Below are 16,529 nucleotides of genomic sequence, written 5' to 3' on the forward strand. Positions count from 1 at the left end.
TACATGCGCATCACTACCAAGGGCCGGCTGGCCCTGCTGCTGGCCGCCGCCCTGCCCTTCTCGGCCATGGCGCAATTTCCCGCCAAGCCCATCACTTTCATCGTGCCGTTCGCGGCGGGCAGCGCGACCGACCAGATCGGCCGGGCCATCGGCCAGGGCGTCACCGAGCAGACCGGCCAGGCGGTCGTGATCGAGAACAAGCCCGGCGCCAGCGCCATGATCGGCGCGGCCGCCGGCGCCCGTGCAACGCCCGATGGCTATACCGTGCTCATCACCACCAACACCACGCACGCGGCCAACGAGCACCTGTACAAGTCGCTGACCTACGATCCCGTCAAGGATTTCGCGCCCCTCACGCTGCTGGGCAAGGGCGGGCAGATCATGGTGGTCAATCCCAGTTCGCCCGCCAAGACCGTGGGCGACTTCCTGGCGCAGGCCAAGCAGTCGCCGGGCAAGCTGAGCTTTGGCAGCGGCAGTTCCAGCAGCCGCATCGCCGGCGAGCTATTGCAGCAGATGGCCAATGTGCAACTGCTGCACGTGCCGTACAAGAGCAACCCGCTCGCGGTTACCGACCTGCTGGGCGGCCAGATCGACATGATGATCACCGACACGGCCACGGGTCTGCCGCAGGTCAAGTCCGGCAAGCTTCGTGCGCTGGGCGTCACGGGCAAGGCCCGCTCGCCGCTGGCGCCCGACGTGCCCACCATCGCGGAAGCCGGCGTGCCCGGTTACGAAATGGGCTACTGGTTCGCTGCCTACGCGCCGGCCGGCACGCCGCCCGACGTGGTCAAGCGCCTGAACGAACTGCTGGTCAATGCCACCAAGGCCAAGGCCGCCCAACAGTTCTATGCGCAGACAGGCACGGACGCCGCCAGCTCGTCGCCCCAGGAACTGGCCACCTTCCAGCAAGCCGAGTCCAAGAAGTGGGGTGAGATCATCAAGAAGGCAGGCATTCAGCCCGAGTGATTCCCGCCAAGCGTGGCGTTGCCGCTTCACGCCAAAACAAAAAACCCATCGCGATTGAACTGACCCCCGAAAGTTGGACTTTGATCCAACCTTCGGGGGTTTTTGCATGGCGAAGTACGACGAGCAGTTCAAGCTGGACGTTGTCCGGCGGTATCTGTCTGAACAGCAAAGTTACGCGGAAGTGGCGCGGGAGGTCGGCGTGGACTATTCGTTGCTGCGGCGATGGGTGGCTGTCTACCAACTGCATGGACAGGGTGGTTTAGTTAGGCCGCGCAAGCGATATTCGGCGCAATTCAAGTTTGAGGTGTTGAAGCGCATCGAGCAGGACGGCTTGTCGGACAGGCAGGCGGTGGCGGTTTACAACTTGGGCGATTCCGGGATCATCGGCAAATGGCGTCGTGGGTATGATGAGGGCGGAATGGGCGCATTGGAGCCCAGACGTCGAGACAGCCCCGCCATGCCACACAAGTATCCACCCGAGCCAACACCCAAGGACATGACAGAGAAGCAGTTGCGCGAAGAGAACGCGTACCTGCGAGCGGAGCTCGATTACCTAAAAAAACTCGATGCCTTGATCCAAGCGGAACGGACCGAAGCGCTGGTGAAAAAGCGCAAATGGTCCAAGGGTTGAGGCATCGTCATCCGCTGGCGCTATTGCTCAGAGCAGCCAAGCTGTCGCGCAGCACGTTCTATTACCACCTGAAGGCGCTTGGCGCCGTGGACCCGTACGCCAAGCTCAAGCAGCACATCAACGCAGTCTATGCGCTGCACAAGGGCCGCTATGGCTACCGCCGGATCACGGCCGTGCTGCGCCAAGCGGGTGAGCTGGTGAATCACAAGACGGTGCAGAAGCTGATGCAGGCGCTGGGCTTGAAGTCGCTCGTGCGCGCCAAGAAGTACCGCTCCTACCGGGGCCAGTCACACCACGTGACGGCCAACGTGTTGGCGCGCGACTTCGAGGCAGCCCGTCCGAACGAGAAGTGGGTCACCGACGTGACCGAGTTCAACGTGCGCGGCGAGAAGCTGTACCTGTCGCCGGTGATGGACCTGTTCAACGGCGAGATCGTGGCTTACGAGACCAGCCGCCGGCCGGTGTTCAAGCTTGTGGGCAGCATGTTAAAGAAGGCGCTGGCGCGGCTGCGGCCGGCGGAGCGTCCCGTGCTGCACTCCGACCAGGGTTGGCAATACCAGCAGCCTATCTACCGGCAGATGCTTGCGGCCCGGTCAGTGACGCAGAGCATGTCACGCAAGGGCAACTGCCTGGACAACGCCGCCATGGAAAGCTTCTTCGGCACGCTCAAGGCAGAGTTCTTCCACCTGAACCGCTTCGAGAGCATCGAGCAGTTGCAGGCCGGCATCCGGCAGTACATCCGTTACTACAATCACGATCGCATCAATGACGTGCCCCCGGAATATCCGTACAGGTCAAAACTAGAGGTATGGTTGCTTCTCAGCGCCCCGAACGGGGCGAGGAGGAGCCATGAAACGGTCGAGATTTACCGAAGAGCAGATCACGTATGCGCTGCGACTGGCAGATAGCGGTACGCCGGTGGTCGACGTCTGTCGGCAGCTTGGTGTGTCCGAGGCGACCTTCTATACCTGGAAGAAGAAGTACGCCGACTTCGGTGTAAGCGAACTGCGTAAGCTCAAGCAGCTCGAGGATGAGAACGCACGGCTGCGGCGCATCGTCGCTGATCTGACACTGGACAAGCAGATCCTGCAGGAGGTGGTGCGAAAAAAAGTCTGAAGGCCGCCAAGCGGCGCGAGCTGGCGGCTTGGATGCACGAGCGCTTCCGGATCAGCGTGCAGCGCGCCTGCGCACTGGCGTTGCTGCAACGGTCGACCTGGTACGCCAAGAGCCATGCGCGGGACCAAAGCGCGCTGCGTCAGCGCATTCGCGACATTGCCCTGAGTCGTCCGAGGTTCGGCTACCGGCGCGTGTTAGTGATGCTGCAACGCGAAGGCTGGAACGTAGGCAAGAAGCGCGTGTATCGCCTTTACAGCCTGGAAGGCTTGCAACTGCGAATGAAGGTCAAACGTCGCAAGCGCATTGCGCTACTTCGGGGCAAGCCACCGGTGCCAACCGGGCCGAACCAGCACTGGAGCATGGATTTCGTTCATGATCAGATGCTCGATGGGCGCAGCGTTCGCATCTTGACCGTCATCGATCAATGGAGTCGCGAGAGTGTGTGTCTAGAGGCCAACTTTCGGCAAACGGGCCGGGGCGTCGGTCAGGCACTGGACCGGTCTGCGGTTCTGCGCGGCTGGCCCAAGGCGATCACCGTCGATAACGGAACGGAATTTACGTCTCGGGCGTTAGACGACTGGGCATACCGACACGGCATCAAACTCGATTACACACGCCCAGGCAAGCCGACGGATAATGGGCTCATCGAGTCGTTCAACGGTCGATTGCGTGATGAATTCCTGAATGTGCATGAATTCATCACGTTGCACGACCTGCAGCAAAAACTGCGAGCTTGGCAGGACGATTACAACCATCACCGTCCTCACGGTTCACTCGGCCATCTGACCCCGAGTGAGTACGTTCAAAAGTGGTCAGCGCAACCCAAAGAGGCAGCCACTTTCCAGTTTTGAACTGTCCAATTTGTGGGGGAAGGTCATCAAGCTCAAGCTAAAAGGCCTGAGCCCGGTGCAATACCGAGCTCAGGCCTTCGGGCTTTAGTCGACCGTCCAACTTCTGGGGGTCAGTTCAGATGTGCGATGGGTTTTTTGTTGAAGCCGTGAACGGAAGCCGTCTGGCTTATTTGTCCACGAAGGCGCGTTCGACGACGTAGTCGCCCGGCTGGCCCACGCCCGGCGACACGGTGAAGCCGCGGCTGTCGAGCATGGCGCTGATGTCGGCCAGCATGTGCGGGCTGCCGCAAATCATGGCGCGATCGGTTTCGGGGTTGATCTGCGGAATGCCGATGTCGGCGCAGAGCTTGCCGTTTTCAAGCAGTTCTGTGATGCGGCCTTGATTGCGGAAAGGCTCGCGCGTGACGGTGGGGTAGTACACCAGCTTGTCGCGCACGATATCGCCGAAGAATTCGTTGTTCGGCAGTTCGTTCTCGATGTAGTCGGCGTAGGCCAGCTCGCTGACCCAGCGCACGCCGTGCACCAGAATGACCTTGTCGAAGCGTTCGTAGACGTCCGGGTCCTTGATGATGCTCATGAAGGGCGCCAGGCCGGTACCGGTGCCGAACAGGAACAGATGCTTGCCGGGCTTGAGGTCGTCGACGACCAGCGTGCCGACGGGCTTGCGGCTGACGAGGATGGTGTCGCCCTCTTTCAGGTGCTGCAGGCGCGAAGTGAGCGGGCCGTTCTGCACCTTGATGCTGAGGAATTCGAGGTTTTCTTCGTAGTTGGCGCTGGCGATGCTGTAGGCCCGCAGCAGCGGCTTGCCTTCGACTTCGAGGCCGATCATCACGAAGTGGCCATTGTGGAACCGCAAGGCCGCGTCACGCGTCGTGGTGAAGGAAAACAGGGTGTCGTTCCAGTGGTGCACGCTAAGTACGCGCTCTGTGTTGAAAGCAGCCATGTCGTATTCAGTAAGGGCGGACGGTGGTCGGACGGGGCCCGGCTGCGCCGCGAAGGTCATTCCGAGCCGCAAAAAAAGGCCGCGGTCGGCATTAGGGTTGTCCCTATTCTACAAGGTCTCGTTGATAACTGCTCTCATTATTCCGTAATACCCTTATTCCAAGTTGACGGGGATCAACGTCTTGCAAGGACGGCTTACGAGCAGTTGAACGGCGCAATGCTTCCTGTTATTGTCGCTCTCTCTTTTGATAATCATTTTCGTTAGCAGACTGCTTTGCGTGGCGGCGCCTTCCTGCGCGCAGCAGGCGCGCGGCAAAAAATTCGTTTCGGCCCTAGCTGGAGTTCCCCTCATGATCAATCGTCCCCAATTGAATTCGCTGCTGCGCGCGCTCGCGCTGGCTGGCGCCGCCGCCTTCACCGTGTCGGCCAACGCCGCCGAGGAAGTCAGCCTGTACACCACCCGGGAACCCAAGCTGATCCAGCCGCTGCTGGATGCCTTCACCAAGGAAAGCGGCATCAAGGTGAACACCGTCTTCGTCAAGGACGGCCTGCTCGAGCGAGTGAAGGCCGAAGGCGCCAAGTCGCCCGCCGACGTGCTGATGACCGTGGACATCGGCAACCTGCTCGACCTGGTAGACGGCGGCGTGACGCAAGCCGTCAAGTCGGACACCCTCAATTCGGTCATTCCCGCCAACCTGCGCGGCGCCGATGGCAAATGGTATGCCCTGTCGTTGCGCGACCGCGTGTTGTACGTCGAAAAGGACCTGAAGCTCGAAGCGTTCCGCTACGAAGACCTGGCCGACCCCAAGTGGAAGGGCAAGGTCTGCATCCGCTCGGGCCAGCACCCCTACAACACCGCGCTGGTCGCCTCCATGATCGCGCATGACGGCGCCGAAGCCACCGAAAAGTGGCTGCGCGGCGTCAAGGCCAACCTGGCCCGCAAGGCCGCCGGCGGCGATCGCGACGTGGCGCGCGACATCCTGGGCGGCATTTGCGACATCGGCCTGGCCAACGCCTACTACGTGGGCCACATGAAGAACGCCGAGCCCGGCACCGACGCCCGCAAGTGGGGCGACGCCATCAAGGTCATCCGCCCGACGTTCGCCAACGCCAAGAGCGGCGGCACGCACGTGAACGTCAGCGGCGCGGCGGTCGCGGCGCACGCCCCCAACAAGGCCAACGCCGTCAAGCTGCTGGACTTCCTGGTGTCCGAACCCGCCCAGGCCATGTACGCCCAGGCCAATTACGAGTATCCCGTCCGCAAGGGCGTGAAGCTGGACCCGGTGATCGCAAGCTTCGGTGAACTGAAGGTCGATCCCCTGCCCCTGACCGAGATCGCCAAGCATCGCAAGCAAGCCAGCGAACTGGTGGACAAGGTCGGCTTCGATAACTGATAAGCTGCCGCACCGCGCTGCCGGCGTGCAGCGCGTGACCACGGCAACGACACGCGCGTGCCCCTGAACCGGGGCCGCGCGTAGGGCCTGTTCCCGCTTTTTGGGGGGAACAGGCCTTGCCTTTGATGCAACCGACTTTGAAGCATGTATACAGAATCCTTGCCCAGGCCGCTGCGGCTGCGCTGGTCTGAACGCGGAACCGGCTGGCTGGTTGGCGCCGGCCTGATCGCGTTGGCGGTGCTTGCGCCGGTCTTGACGCTGGGCTGGTGGGCGCTGGGCGGCAGCCTTGGGCACTGGCAGCACCTGGCCAGCTATGTGCTGCCGCAGGCGATGGCGAACACGGTGATGCTGCTGGCCGGCGTGGGTATCGTCGTGACGTTGCTGGGCACCGGGGCCGCCTGGCTGGTGACCGCCTACGAATTTCCGACGCGCCGGATGCTGACCTGGGCGCTGTTGCTGCCCCTGGCCGTGCCGACCTACATCATTGCGTTCGCCTACCTCGACCTGCTGCATCCCATCGGCCCCATCCAGTCGGCGATCCGCGCCCTGCTGGGCTACGACAGCCCGCGCGAGTTCCGACTGCCCGATTTGCGCTCCATCTACGGCGCCATCTTCGTGCTGGGCTTCGTGCTGTATCCCTACGTCTACCTGAGCACCCGCGTCATGTTCATGACGCAGGCGGCCGGCCTGCTTGAAGCGGCCCGGACGTTGGGCGCGGGCCGTGTGGCGGTGTTCTGCCGCGTCGCCCTGCCCCTTGCCCGTCCCGCGATCGTGGTGGGCGTGAGCCTGGCCCTGCTCGAAACGCTGAACGATATCGGGGCCTCCGAATTTCTCGGCGTGCAAACGCTGACCGTCTCCGTCTACACCACCTGGGTGACCCGTTCGGACCTCGCCGGCGCAGCGCAGATTGCGCTGACCATGCTGGCGATCGTCATCGGCCTGATCCTGCTGGAACGCCACGGCCGCAAGCGGCAGCGCTATGCCAACACGCAGCGCATGCGCCCGATGCAGCCGCGCCGGCTGCGGGGCGCCGCTGCCGCGGTGGCGGCCGTGCTGGGCTGGATTCCGGTGCTGGTGGGCTTCGTCGCGCCAGCGCTGTATCTGGTCGTGGAAACCTACAAGCGCCTGCATCTGGTGGGCGGCGTCTCGGACCAGTTGATCGGCGGCTTGACCAACACCCTCATCGTCGCGTCCAGCGCCACGGTCGTCACCCTGCTGTGCGGCCTGATCGTTGCGTGGGCGGGCCGCAGCCTGCGCGAAAGCGCCGGGTTCAACCCGGGCCGCGCGTGCGCCCGCGTCGCCAGCCTGGGCTACGCGGTGCCCGGCACCGTGCTGGCCATTGGCCTTCTCACCCCGTTCGTGTGGATCGACACCGCCGTCGCGCGCGTCTTCGGCGGCACGGGCCTGTTCCTGATGGGCTCGATGGGCGCGCTGGTCTGCGCCTATGCCATTCGCTTCCTGGCGATTTCGACCGGGGCGGTGGAAGCCGGGCTGGCGCGCATCCCGCCGTCGCTCGAGCAGGCCTCGCGCCTGCTGGGCGAGACGTCGGCCGGCACCCTGCGCCGCGTCCATTTGCCCCTGCTGCGTCCGGCGCTGGCGGCCAGCGCGCTGCTGGTGTTCGTGGACGCCATGAAGGAACTGCCCGCCACCCTGCTGCTGCGCCCCATGAATTTCGACACCCTTGCCACGTGGCTGTACGCGGAAGCCGCGCGCGGCACGTACGAAGAAGGCGCCGTGGCCGCGCTGGCCATTGTCCTGGCCGGCCTGCTGCCGGTCATCCTGCTGGCGCGCACCAATCTGAAAATGGGACATTGATCATCGTGCCCGATCTGTTAGAAATCGACCATATCTCCCTCGCCTACGAGACGCCCGCGGGCGTCAAGCCGATCGTGCAGGACTTGTCGCTGGGCCTGCCCGCCGGCCACATCGGCTGCCTGCTGGGCGAATCCGGCTGCGGCAAGACCACCGTGCTGCGCGCCATTGCCGGCTTCGAGCCGGTGCGAGCCGGCCGCATCCTGCTGGACGGCACGGTCATCTCATCGCCCACCGAACAGGTTGCGCCCGAGCTGCGCCGCGTGGGCATGATGTTCCAGGACTACGCGCTGTTTCCCCATCTGACCGTCGGCCTGAACGTGGCGTTCGGACTGCGCAAGCTGTCGCGGCAGGATCGCGCCCGCCGCGTCGAGGAAATGCTGGAACTCGTCGGCCTGGCGCATGCCGCCAGCAGCTATCCCCACGAGATCTCCGGCGGCCAGCAGCAACGCGTGGCATTGGCGCGCGCGCTGGCGCCGTCGCCCGACCTGCTGCTGCTGGACGAACCGTTCTCGAACCTGGACGTGGACACGCGCGAGCGCCTGGCCTTCGAGGTGCGCGAGATCCTGAAGACCACGGGCCACACCGCGATCCTGGTCACGCACAACCAGGCCGAAGCCTTCGCGATCGCCGACCGCATCGGGGTGATGGCGAAGGGCCGTATCGCGCAGTGGGACACGCCCTACAACCTGCACCATCACCCGGCCGACGCCTTCGTGCGCGACTTCATCCGCCGCGAGGCGCTTGAAGAGCAGCGCGAACAGGCGCTGGCGCGCGGCCGCTAGCCGCGGTCCCGGCGCCCCCGGCGCCAGCCGTGCCGGGACCGCGCCTGGCGGATCAGTCCGCCGACAGCTTCACCTTCTGCGACAAGGCCTTGAAGGCCTCATGCTGGCTTTGCGTCAGACGCTCGACTTCCTGCGGGGTCGAGCCATAGGGCATGAAGCCGGCCTTCTCAAGCTTGTCCTTGACGTCCGGCATGGCGAGCGCCGCCTGGAAGGCTTCGCTCAACGCGCGCGTCACCTCGGGCGACATGCCGGCCGGCCCATACACCGCAAACCACGGATCCACCACCGCCCCTGAATAGCCCAGTTCGGCCAGCGTCGGCACGTTTGGCAATGCCGGCGCACGCTTGCTGCCCGTCACCGCCAGGGCTCGGATCTTGCCCGCATTGATGTGCGGCAGCGATGCGGGCAGGTTGTCGAACATCACCGGCAGGTGCCCGCCCAGCAGATCGTTCAAGGCCTGGGCGCTGCCCTTGTACGGCACGTGCTGCATGCCAGCCCCGGTCACCTGGTCGAACATCACCCCCGCAAGGTGCATGGACGTGCCCGTGCCGGGCGTGCCGTACGAAGTGTTGGGATTTGCCTTGGCGTAGGCCACCAGATCCTTGACGCTGTCCACTTTTACGGACGGCCCCACCTCCAGCACCACGGACGAGGCGCCCAGCATGCTGATTCCCGTGAAATCCTTGGTCGGATCGAACGGCATCTTCGGGTACACGAAGGGATTGAGCGCATTCGTCGAGATCGCGCCAAAGCCGATGACGTAGCCGTCCGGCGCCGCCTTGGCCACGGCATCCATCCCGATGTTGCCGCCCGCCCCGGGACGGTTCTCGACGATGACAGGCTGCCCGAGTTTCTCGGCCACCTTCTGTCCCGCCGTGCGCGCGACCAGATCGGTGGTCCCGCCGGCGGTATACGGCACGATGAAGGTGATGGGCTTGGCCGGATAGCCGGCGGCGTGCGCCGGCATGGCGCATTGGATCAACGCCAGCGCGGCCAATCCGCGCAGCGCATGATGGGTATTGCAACGCATGATGTCTCCCTCCCGTTTGTTGTTGATGCACGGGTAGCGCATCTTATCGCCGGACGGCGCCGCCGCCCAGCGGCGACGCCCGCGCTTGTTCCGCCAAGTATCAATTCATGTTCCGCCACGGGCGTTTATTGCCTGGCCGCCCGCTCCTATAGTTCGTCTCACTGTCTGAGCGCGCAGGCATCCCAAAAGCCAAACCGGAGTATTGAAATGTCGAACAAGACTGTAGTGATCACGGGCGCGTCCAGCGGAATCGGATTTGCCCTCGCGCAGGCATACCTGCGCCGCGGCGACAACGTGGTGGGCAACGCCCGCAGCCAGCAGGGATTGGATGCGGCTGCCGAGCGCCTGGCGCACGAAGGACTGGGCCTGCCCGACCGCTTCCTGGCTGTCGCCGGCGACATCGCCCTTGCCAGCACCGCCCGCGCCATCGTGCGCCAGGCCACCGAGCGGTTCGGCCGCATCGACGTGCTGGTCAACAACGCCGGGATCTTCATTCCCAAGCCGCTGGGCGAGTACACCGACGATGACCTGGACCGCATCATCGACACCAACCTGAAGGGCTTCTTTCACATCACCCAGCAGGCGGCGGCGCATATGTCCGAAAACCGCGAGGGTCACATCGTCAACATCACGGCCAGCATCGCCATGCAGCCCAGCAGCCGGGTCCCCGCGCTGCTGCCCGTGCTGATCAAGGGCGGCCTGAATCACGCCACACGGGCCTTGGCGATCGAATTGTCGGACAGGAACATCCGCGTCAACGCGGTGGCGCCCGGCATCATCGAGACGCCGATGCACGATCCGGCCACGTTCGGCTTCCTGAATTCGTTGCAGCCGGCCGGCCGCATGGGCAAGGTGGAGGACATTGTCGGGGCGGTGACCTACCTGACCGATTCGGCCTACACCACCGGCGCGATCCTTCCGGTCGATGGCGGCGCCGCCGCCGGCCACTGGTAGCAAACCCCAGCGGACACCCGCCGCGCGGCGGGTGTCCCAATGCTAAGAGATCACCATGACCATTGAAGCCAGACTGGCTGACCTAGGCCTGACCCTTCCGCCCGCCCCCCAGCCACTGGGCCAATACACCGCCGTCAGCCAGGCGGGCGACCTGCTGTTCATCTCGGGCCAATTGCCGCTGCGCGACGGGCGCGTGGTGTGGCAGGGCCGGGTGGGCGCGGAGCTTACTGTCGATCAGGGCCGGCAGGCCGCCGAACTTGCCGCGCTGAACGTGCTGGCGCAGATTCGCCAGCACACCGGCAGCTTCGACCGGCTGGACCACCTTGTCCGTGTCGAAGGCTATGTGGCCAGCGCGCCGGGCTTTCTGGATCAGCCCACCGTGCTGGATGGCGCATCCGGCCTGTTCGCGCGAGTGCTCGGCGATAAGGCCGGCCACGCGCGCACCGCCAATTCGGTTGCGCAGCAGCCGGGCAACGCGGCAGTGATCCTGGTGGTGATCGCCCAGTTGAAAGGCCGCTGACCTCGCTCAGTCCGCCAGCTTGTCGACCAGAAAATCGACAAACGCCCGGACCCGGCGCGATACGTGCCGGGCATGCGGGTACAGCAACACGAACGGCCGGGTGCTGCCGCCATGTTGCTGCAGCACTTCGGTCAGCCTGCCCTTGCGCAGGTCATCCTCGACCACGAAGCGATACGTCTGGAATAGCCCGGCGCCCGCCCGGGCCAATGTCACGCCGCCCAGCACATCCTCGCCCGTGCCATAGGCGCCGTCGGTCACGATGTCGACCGCTTCGCCGTCCACCTGAAACGTCCACGGAATGCGGCGACCGCTGCTGGGCCGGTCGAACTGGATGCAATCGTGCGCGGCCAGATCCGCCAGCGCTTGCGGCGTGCCGCGCCGGCGAAGGTACTCGGGCGCGCCGACCACCACCAGCTCCGCATCCTCCAGCTTGCGCGCGATCAGCGCCGAGTCGTCGGGCGCGCGCCCGCGCACCGACAGGTCATAGCCGTCATCGGCAAAATCGACATTGCGGTTGCTGATGTGAACGTGCACGTCCACGTTGGGATACTTGTCGCGAAACGCGGGCAGCAGCGGCAGGACGCGGTAATGCGCATAGGGCGTGGGCAGGCTGATGCGAAGCCGCCCCGCCGCGCCCTGCCCGCCCACCTGGCGTTCCGCGTCGACCAGTTGCGCAATGGCCGGGCGCACCTGGTCGAAGTAGGCGCGACCTTCATCGCTCAGGCGGATATGCCGGGTGCTGCGCACGAACAGCCGGATGCCCAGCCGCGCCTCCAGCCGCGAGACGCTGCGGCTGACGGCCGCCGGCGTTACGCCCGCGGCGTTGGCGGCCGCGGTAAAACTGCTGAGTTCCGCCGCCAGGCAGAACATCTCGATGCTGCCCAGCTGCAGGTCGTCAAAGTGGCGCGTCATTCGGGCTCCTGCCGTGACATCCGGCCGGGGAAACCATAGTGCCGCCCTTGCCGGTCAGCGCCCCAACACATCGATGATGCGCTGGGCGATGTAATGGCCGTGAGTTTCCAGCGCGAAGTGGCCGGTGTCCAGCAGTTCAACCACGGCATCCGGATTGTCGCGACGATAGGCCTCGGCGCCCGGCGGAATGAAGAACGGATCGTTGCGCCCCCAGATTGCCAGCGTCGGCACCCGGGCCTGACGGAAGAACGCCTGGAACGCGGGGTATTGCGTCAGGTTGTTCGCATAGTCCAGAAACAGGTCGAGCTGGATTTCCTTGTTGCCCGGCCGTTCAAGCAGGGCCGCGTCCAGCGTATAGCCTTCGGGCGCGACGCTGTCCGGATCCGCCACGCCGTGCACGTACTGCCACTTGGTCCCTTCGAAGTTCAGGATGGCGTCGTGAATGGTCTGGCGGTTTGCGGGCGACGGGTCGTTCCAGTAGGCGCGGATGGGCGCCCACGCGTCGCCCAGGCCGTCGAGATACGCGTTCCCGTTCTGCGACACGAGGCCGGTCACGCGCTCGGGGTGCGCCACCGCAAGCCGCAAGCCAGTCGGCGCGCCGTAGTCGAAGAAATACATCGCGTAGCGGGTCAGCCCCAGTTCGTCCACGAACGCTTCCAGCGATTTGGCCAGGTTGTCGAAGGTGTAGCGGTAGCCGCGCTCGGCCGGGACTTCGGTGAAGCCAAAGCCGGGCAGATCGGGCGCGATGACGCGAAAGTGCGCGGCCAGTTGCGGAATGACATTGCGGAACTGATGCGACGACGTGGGAAAGCCATGCAGCAGCAGGAGTACGGGCGCTTGCGGGTCGCCGGCTTCGCGATAGAAAAAGCGCAGGCCGTCGGCTTGCGCATGGCGGTAATGGACGGTGTGGTCGGACTGGGCGTTCATGAGGATCTCCGGTATTCGGGCAAGGAATGACGATGGGGTTTCGAAGCTTCACGGCACAGTCTACGCATTTTGAGTAACCTGTCAACATCAGTTTTACTGGTTACGCAAGGATGATTTGGCGCGGCCATGAAAAAGCCCGGCATGAGCCGGGCTGGAAACCATCGATCATTGTCATTTCGCCTTGGCGCTGGCGTCCGCCGCCTCGCGCTGCCGGAATGCCGCCACCTTGTGGCGGTTGCCGCACAACGCCATGCTGCACCAGCGCCGTTTGTGCGAGCGCGTACGGTCGTAGAACCAGAGCGAGCACGCATCGCTTTCGCATTTGCGTACCAGGCCGAAGTCGCCATGCGCCAGCAGATCGGCGGCCGCCTCTGCCACCGGCAGCAGCCATTGCGCCGCCGTCTGCGAGGGATAGCGGCGCGACACCACCAGGCTGCCATCGTCTGCCGGCGCAAGCTCGAGGTGACTGCCGCCCGCCGCCAGTGCGCGATTCAGCGCGGAAAGCGCCAGCCGTGCGTGCGCCTTGCGCTGGGCGACCAGCTCTCGGACGGTTTCGCGCAGGCCGCGCGCGCTTTCCAGCAAACCGGACGGCGCGGCGCCCTGCGCGGCGGCGACACCCGCTAGCGACAGCCAGCCCGCCACGTCCGCATCCGACTGCCATCGGTCGACGGGGCCGGCGCTGCTCTGCTCGACGGTGTTGATCATGTCCAGGGCGACGTGGTCGCCCAGTTGTCGGAATTCGGGTGCGTGGCTGGTGTTCATGGTGATCTCCGGCGACAGTGTAACCTTCAAAATTAAATAATAAAAGTTACACGATCACGGACGGCATTGCGCCGCCCTTCACGCATTGTCATCCCGCCCCGCTCAGTTGCGCGGTTCCGGCAGCGGAATGTATTCGGTCTCGTCGCCGGGCACGATCTGATCGAAGCGCGTGCGTTGCCAATCCTGCTTGGCCTGTTCGATCCGATCCTTGCTGCTGGACACGAAGTTCCACCACACGAAGCGCGGACCGTCGAGCGGTTCGCCGCCCAGCAGCGCGAAGCGCGCGGCGGTCTTGGCGCGGATCTGCACCGGCTTGCCCGGGGCAAACACCACCAGGCGACCGCTCTCGTATTCCTGGCCGTCGATTTCCACCGTGCCACTGGCCAGATAGGCCGCGCGTTCTTCGTGCTCGGCCGGCAGCACCGTCGTGGCGCCCGGTTGCAGTTGCAGGTCGCCGTAGAACAGCGGCGACAGCGTCTTGACCGACGAGGTCTTGCCGAACATCGAACCGGCGACGACCTGGGCGCGCACGCCCTCGCCTTCGACCACCGGCTGCGCATCCAGGCCGTAATGCACGAAACCCGGATCGGTTTCTTCGTGCGCCTTGGGCAGGCCAACCCAGATCTGCAGACCCGAAAGCCGCTGCGGCGCGAGGCGGCTTTCCGGCGAGGAGCGTTCGGAGTGCACGATTCCCCGGCCGGCGGTCATCCAGTTCACTTCACCGGGCAGGATGGTTTGCGTGTTGCCTGCCCCGTCGCGGTGGACCATGGAGCCTTCGTACAGGTAGGTGACGGTGGACAGCCCGATATGCGGATGCGGCCGCACGTCGATGCCGGTGCCGATGTCGAAGTCCGCCGGACCCATCTGGTCCAGGAAGACGAACGGACCGACGCTGCGGCGCTGCATGGAAGGGATGGCGCGGCGGACGGAGAATCCGCCCAGGTCGCTGGTGCGCGGCACCACGACGGTTTCGATCTGGCTTTCGCCGGCTTGGGACAGGGTCGACATGGTGCAATGCTCCGCAATGGATTGGCCTGGGGCCATCTTAATGGCCTCGGTGCAGGTAATGGGGGGTAATTGGGTGAGCCGGGCGGATTCCAGGATCCGCCCGGCGGTTGGCGTCAGGCCAGGTCGAACACCAGCACTTCAGCGTCCTTGCCGCCCGACAGCTCGACGCTGCCGGCGTCGGTGATCGCCACGGCGTCACCGGCATTGAGCGCGGCGCCGGTGACGGTCACGCTGCCGCGGGCCACATGGACCCAGGCGCGGCGGCCGGCGGCCAGCGGCAGCGAGGCCGACTCGTCGCCATCGAACAGACCGGCGTACAGACGCGCGTCCTGATGGATCTTCATCGATCCGTCGATGCCGTCGCCCGACACCAGGGCTTGCAGACGGCCACGCTTTTGCGCATCGCTGAAGGCGCGCTCTTCGTATTCCGGCGCAATGCCAGTCACGTTCGGCTCGATCCAGATCTGCAGCATGTGCGTTTCGGCATCGGGGCGGGGGTTGAACTCCGAGTGCATCACGCCGCGGCCGGCGCTCATGCGCTGGACGTTGCCGGGCTGGATTTCCGAGCCGCTGCCCATGCTGTCCTTGTGAGCGATCGCGCCATCCAGGACATACGTGATGATCTCCATGTCCCGGTGACCGTGCGTGCCGAAGCCGCGGCCCGCGGCGATGCGGTCGTCGTTGATGACGCGCAGCGCGCCAAAGCCCATGTGAGCCGGATCGTAGTAGTTGGCAAACGAGAAGGTATGGAACGAATCGAGCCATCCGTGGTTGGCGTGACCCCGTTCAGCAGCGCGGCGGATCGTAAGCATGGTGAACTCCTGTTTCAATAATATGAATGGTTAGGGCTGCGTCTTGGCTGGGCTTTCCGCCTTGCCGTTTGTCTGCAACCCCGGCATGAGTGATATTCTGCGCGCCCTGACCGCCGGTTTTGGCGCTATATTTTGATGACTTCATTCAAATTTTTTGAATCCCCACTTTTGGCGCCCTTCCATGCAGCCCATCACGCCCGAACTCCTCGTCCTCGTCGACGCCATCGCGCGCCACGGCAGCTTCGCCAAGGCGGCGCGCGAACTGGGTAAGGTGCCCTCCGCCGTCACGTATTCCATCCGCAAGCTCGAAGACGGCCTGGACGTGCTGCTGTTTGACCGCTCGGGGCATCGGGCGCTCTTGACGCCAGCGGGCGAGGCGCTGCTCAAGGACGGCCGGCATCTGCTGCAGTCGCTGGACGAACTGGCCAGCCGGGTCAAGCGCATCGCAACGGGGTGGGAGGTGCAGCTGCGCATTGCGGTCAGCGCGGTGCTGCCGTGGCGGCCCATCTATGACCTGATCGATGAGTTCCATGCGGTGGGCAGCGCCACGACGCTCCGTTTCTCCACCGAAGTCCTGAGCGGCAACTGGGATGCGCTGACCTCGGGGCGCGCGGACCTGGTGATCGGTGCGGGCGCGGCGGGCGAGCCGACGGGTCCCTATCGCTCGCAGGCGATCGGCGTGATGCAATTCGGATTCTGCGTGGCGGCGAACCATCCGCTGGCCGCCCTGCCCCAGCCGCTTAGCCGCGCCGACATCACGCGCTACTGCGCGGTCGTTATTGCCGACACCTCACGCAACCTGCCCGTGCAGTCGCGCGGCATTCTGTCGGATCAGCCGACGCTGGTGATGCCGTCGATGCAGGCCAAGATCGAGGCGCAGGTGCGCGGCCTGGGCTGCGGCTATCTGCCGCTGACGCTGGCCGCGCCCTACCTGGCGCAGGGTCTGCTGGTGGTATGTGAGACGGATGAAGGCATGTCCCTGACGGAACACGTGGCTTACGCCTGGCGGGCGGAGCCGCCGGGCGAGGCCATGAAGTGGTGGCTGCAGAAGCTGAAATCCCCGCGTCTGTGCGAGAGCCTGCTCGGGCTATAGACCGGTCCACCGGA

15 protein-coding genes and 1 pseudogene are annotated in these 16,529 nt (G+C 64.9%); 9 read left to right on the forward strand and 7 right to left on the reverse strand.

What is annotated here, in order from left to right; genetic code table 11:
• The first annotated feature begins 3 nt into the window (after window positions 1-3).
• The 3 genes and pseudogenes from FBY20_RS25775 (at window position 4) to FBY20_RS25785 (ending at window position 3,564) form a co-directional block, all read left to right on the forward strand.
• Window positions 4-966 carry a tripartite tricarboxylate transporter substrate binding protein gene (locus FBY20_RS25775; RefSeq protein WP_142055378.1) on the forward strand — a complete coding sequence of 321 codons (963 nt, stop codon included), beginning with the start codon at window positions 4-6 and terminating at the stop codon, window positions 964-966.
• Between the two features lie 106 nt (window positions 967-1,072).
• Window positions 1,073-2,361 (forward strand): annotated as a pseudogene (locus FBY20_RS25780) (IS3 family transposase); the annotation flags it as partial.
• A gap of 85 nt (window positions 2,362-2,446) precedes the next feature.
• A protein-coding gene (locus tag FBY20_RS25785; RefSeq protein ID WP_255452355.1) for an IS3 family transposase occupies window positions 2,447-3,564 on the forward strand; the annotation gives its coding sequence in 2 pieces (ribosomal slippage) (window positions 2,447-2,708 and window positions 2,708-3,564; 1,119 coding nt in all).
• A gap of 166 nt (window positions 3,565-3,730) precedes the next feature.
• Here FBY20_RS25785 and FBY20_RS25790 read toward each other — a convergent pair.
• Window positions 3,731-4,507, reverse strand: a complete 777-nt coding sequence (locus FBY20_RS25790; RefSeq protein WP_056317527.1) for a ferredoxin--NADP reductase — start codon at window positions 4,505-4,507, stop codon at window positions 3,731-3,733.
• Window positions 4,508-4,856: 349 nt separating this feature from the next.
• Here FBY20_RS25790 and FBY20_RS25795 point away from each other — a divergent pair, with 349 nt between their 5' ends.
• The 3 genes from FBY20_RS25795 (at window position 4,857) to FBY20_RS25805 (ending at window position 8,497) form a co-directional block, all read left to right on the forward strand.
• A complete protein-coding gene (locus FBY20_RS25795; protein ID WP_062841138.1) occupies window positions 4,857-5,900 on the forward strand; it encodes a Fe(3+) ABC transporter substrate-binding protein in 1,044 nt (347 codons plus the stop codon).
• 144 nt (window positions 5,901-6,044) lie between these two features.
• Window positions 6,045-7,715, forward strand: a complete 1,671-nt coding sequence (locus FBY20_RS25800; protein WP_142055380.1) for an iron ABC transporter permease — start codon at window positions 6,045-6,047, stop codon at window positions 7,713-7,715.
• A gap of 5 nt (window positions 7,716-7,720) precedes the next feature.
• Window positions 7,721-8,497 (forward strand): ABC transporter ATP-binding protein, encoded by a 777-nt coding sequence (locus FBY20_RS25805; RefSeq protein ID WP_056317520.1) that lies wholly within the window; start codon window positions 7,721-7,723, stop codon window positions 8,495-8,497.
• A gap of 52 nt (window positions 8,498-8,549) precedes the next feature.
• On the opposite strand, the gene FBY20_RS25810 is transcribed toward FBY20_RS25805, so the two are convergent.
• Window positions 8,550-9,527, reverse strand: coding sequence for a tripartite tricarboxylate transporter substrate binding protein (locus tag FBY20_RS25810; protein WP_062841199.1), 978 nt, complete (start codon window positions 9,525-9,527; stop codon window positions 8,550-8,552).
• Between the two features lie 207 nt (window positions 9,528-9,734).
• Here FBY20_RS25810 and FBY20_RS25815 point away from each other — a divergent pair, with 207 nt between their 5' ends.
• The gene (locus FBY20_RS25815; RefSeq protein WP_056317518.1) at window positions 9,735-10,481 is read left to right on the forward strand and encodes an SDR family NAD(P)-dependent oxidoreductase; all 747 of its coding nucleotides are present in this window, start codon (window positions 9,735-9,737) and stop codon (window positions 10,479-10,481) included.
• Window positions 10,482-10,536: 55 nt separating this feature from the next.
• Complete coding sequence (locus FBY20_RS25820) at window positions 10,537-11,001, forward strand: RidA family protein (protein WP_142055382.1); 465 nt, start codon at window positions 10,537-10,539, stop codon at window positions 10,999-11,001.
• Window positions 11,002-11,007: 6 nt separating this feature from the next.
• Here FBY20_RS25820 and FBY20_RS25825 read toward each other — a convergent pair whose 3' ends face one another.
• The 5 genes from FBY20_RS25825 to FBY20_RS25845 form a co-directional block, all read right to left on the reverse strand.
• A complete protein-coding gene (locus FBY20_RS25825) occupies window positions 11,008-11,913 on the reverse strand; it encodes a LysR family transcriptional regulator (RefSeq protein WP_142055384.1) in 906 nt (301 codons plus the stop codon).
• 54 nt (window positions 11,914-11,967) lie between these two features.
• On the reverse strand, window positions 11,968-12,840 hold the full coding sequence (locus FBY20_RS25830) for an alpha/beta fold hydrolase (protein WP_142055386.1): 873 nt from the start codon (window positions 12,838-12,840) through the stop codon (window positions 11,968-11,970).
• Between the two features lie 171 nt (window positions 12,841-13,011).
• Window positions 13,012-13,602, reverse strand: a complete 591-nt coding sequence (locus tag FBY20_RS25835; RefSeq protein WP_056317508.1) for an ABATE domain-containing protein — start codon at window positions 13,600-13,602, stop codon at window positions 13,012-13,014.
• Between the two features lie 102 nt (window positions 13,603-13,704).
• A complete protein-coding gene (locus tag FBY20_RS25840; RefSeq protein ID WP_056317505.1) occupies window positions 13,705-14,610 on the reverse strand; it encodes a pirin family protein in 906 nt (301 codons plus the stop codon).
• A gap of 113 nt (window positions 14,611-14,723) precedes the next feature.
• On the reverse strand, window positions 14,724-15,422 hold the full coding sequence (locus tag FBY20_RS25845; RefSeq protein WP_142055388.1) for a pirin family protein: 699 nt from the start codon (window positions 15,420-15,422) through the stop codon (window positions 14,724-14,726).
• 181 nt (window positions 15,423-15,603) lie between these two features.
• Between FBY20_RS25845 and FBY20_RS25850 the strand changes: the two genes are divergently transcribed.
• Window positions 15,604-16,515 carry a LysR family transcriptional regulator gene (locus FBY20_RS25850; protein WP_056317499.1) on the forward strand — a complete coding sequence of 304 codons (912 nt, stop codon included), beginning with the start codon at window positions 15,604-15,606 and terminating at the stop codon, window positions 16,513-16,515.
• Window positions 16,516-16,529 lie beyond the last annotated feature (14 nt).

The sequence above is a fragment of the Achromobacter sp. SLBN-14 genome, from assembly GCF_006715415.1.
Classification (GTDB): domain Bacteria; phylum Pseudomonadota; class Gammaproteobacteria; order Burkholderiales; family Burkholderiaceae_B; genus Achromobacter; species Achromobacter mucicolens.

Bases quoted from the DNA above. Each gene is read 5' to 3' on its own strand.
- FBY20_RS25775 (WP_142055378.1), top strand. From the start codon at position 4: ATGCGCATCACTACCAAGGGCCGGCTGGCCCTGCTGCTGGCCGCCGCC.
- FBY20_RS25790 (WP_056317527.1), bottom strand. From the start codon at position 4,507: ATGGCTGCTTTCAACACAGAGCGCGTACTTAGCGTGCACCACTGGAAC.
- FBY20_RS25795 (WP_062841138.1), top strand. From the start codon at position 4,857: ATGATCAATCGTCCCCAATTGAATTCGCTGCTGCGCGCGCTCGCGCTG.
- FBY20_RS25800 (WP_142055380.1), top strand. From the start codon at position 6,045: ATGTATACAGAATCCTTGCCCAGGCCGCTGCGGCTGCGCTGGTCTGAA.
- FBY20_RS25810 (WP_062841199.1), bottom strand. From the start codon at position 9,527: ATGCGTTGCAATACCCATCATGCGCTGCGCGGATTGGCCGCGCTGGCG.
- FBY20_RS25815 (WP_056317518.1), top strand. From the start codon at position 9,735: ATGTCGAACAAGACTGTAGTGATCACGGGCGCGTCCAGCGGAATCGGA.
- FBY20_RS25820 (WP_142055382.1), top strand. From the start codon at position 10,537: ATGACCATTGAAGCCAGACTGGCTGACCTAGGCCTGACCCTTCCGCCC.
- FBY20_RS25825 (WP_142055384.1), bottom strand. From the start codon at position 11,913: ATGACGCGCCACTTTGACGACCTGCAGCTGGGCAGCATCGAGATGTTC.
- FBY20_RS25830 (WP_142055386.1), bottom strand. From the start codon at position 12,840: ATGAACGCCCAGTCCGACCACACCGTCCATTACCGCCATGCGCAAGCC.
- FBY20_RS25835 (WP_056317508.1), bottom strand. From the start codon at position 13,602: ATGAACACCAGCCACGCACCCGAATTCCGACAACTGGGCGACCACGTC.
- FBY20_RS25840 (WP_056317505.1), bottom strand. From the start codon at position 14,610: ATGTCGACCCTGTCCCAAGCCGGCGAAAGCCAGATCGAAACCGTCGTG.
- FBY20_RS25845 (WP_142055388.1), bottom strand. From the start codon at position 15,422: ATGCTTACGATCCGCCGCGCTGCTGAACGGGGTCACGCCAACCACGGA.
- FBY20_RS25850 (WP_056317499.1), top strand. From the start codon at position 15,604: ATGCAGCCCATCACGCCCGAACTCCTCGTCCTCGTCGACGCCATCGCG.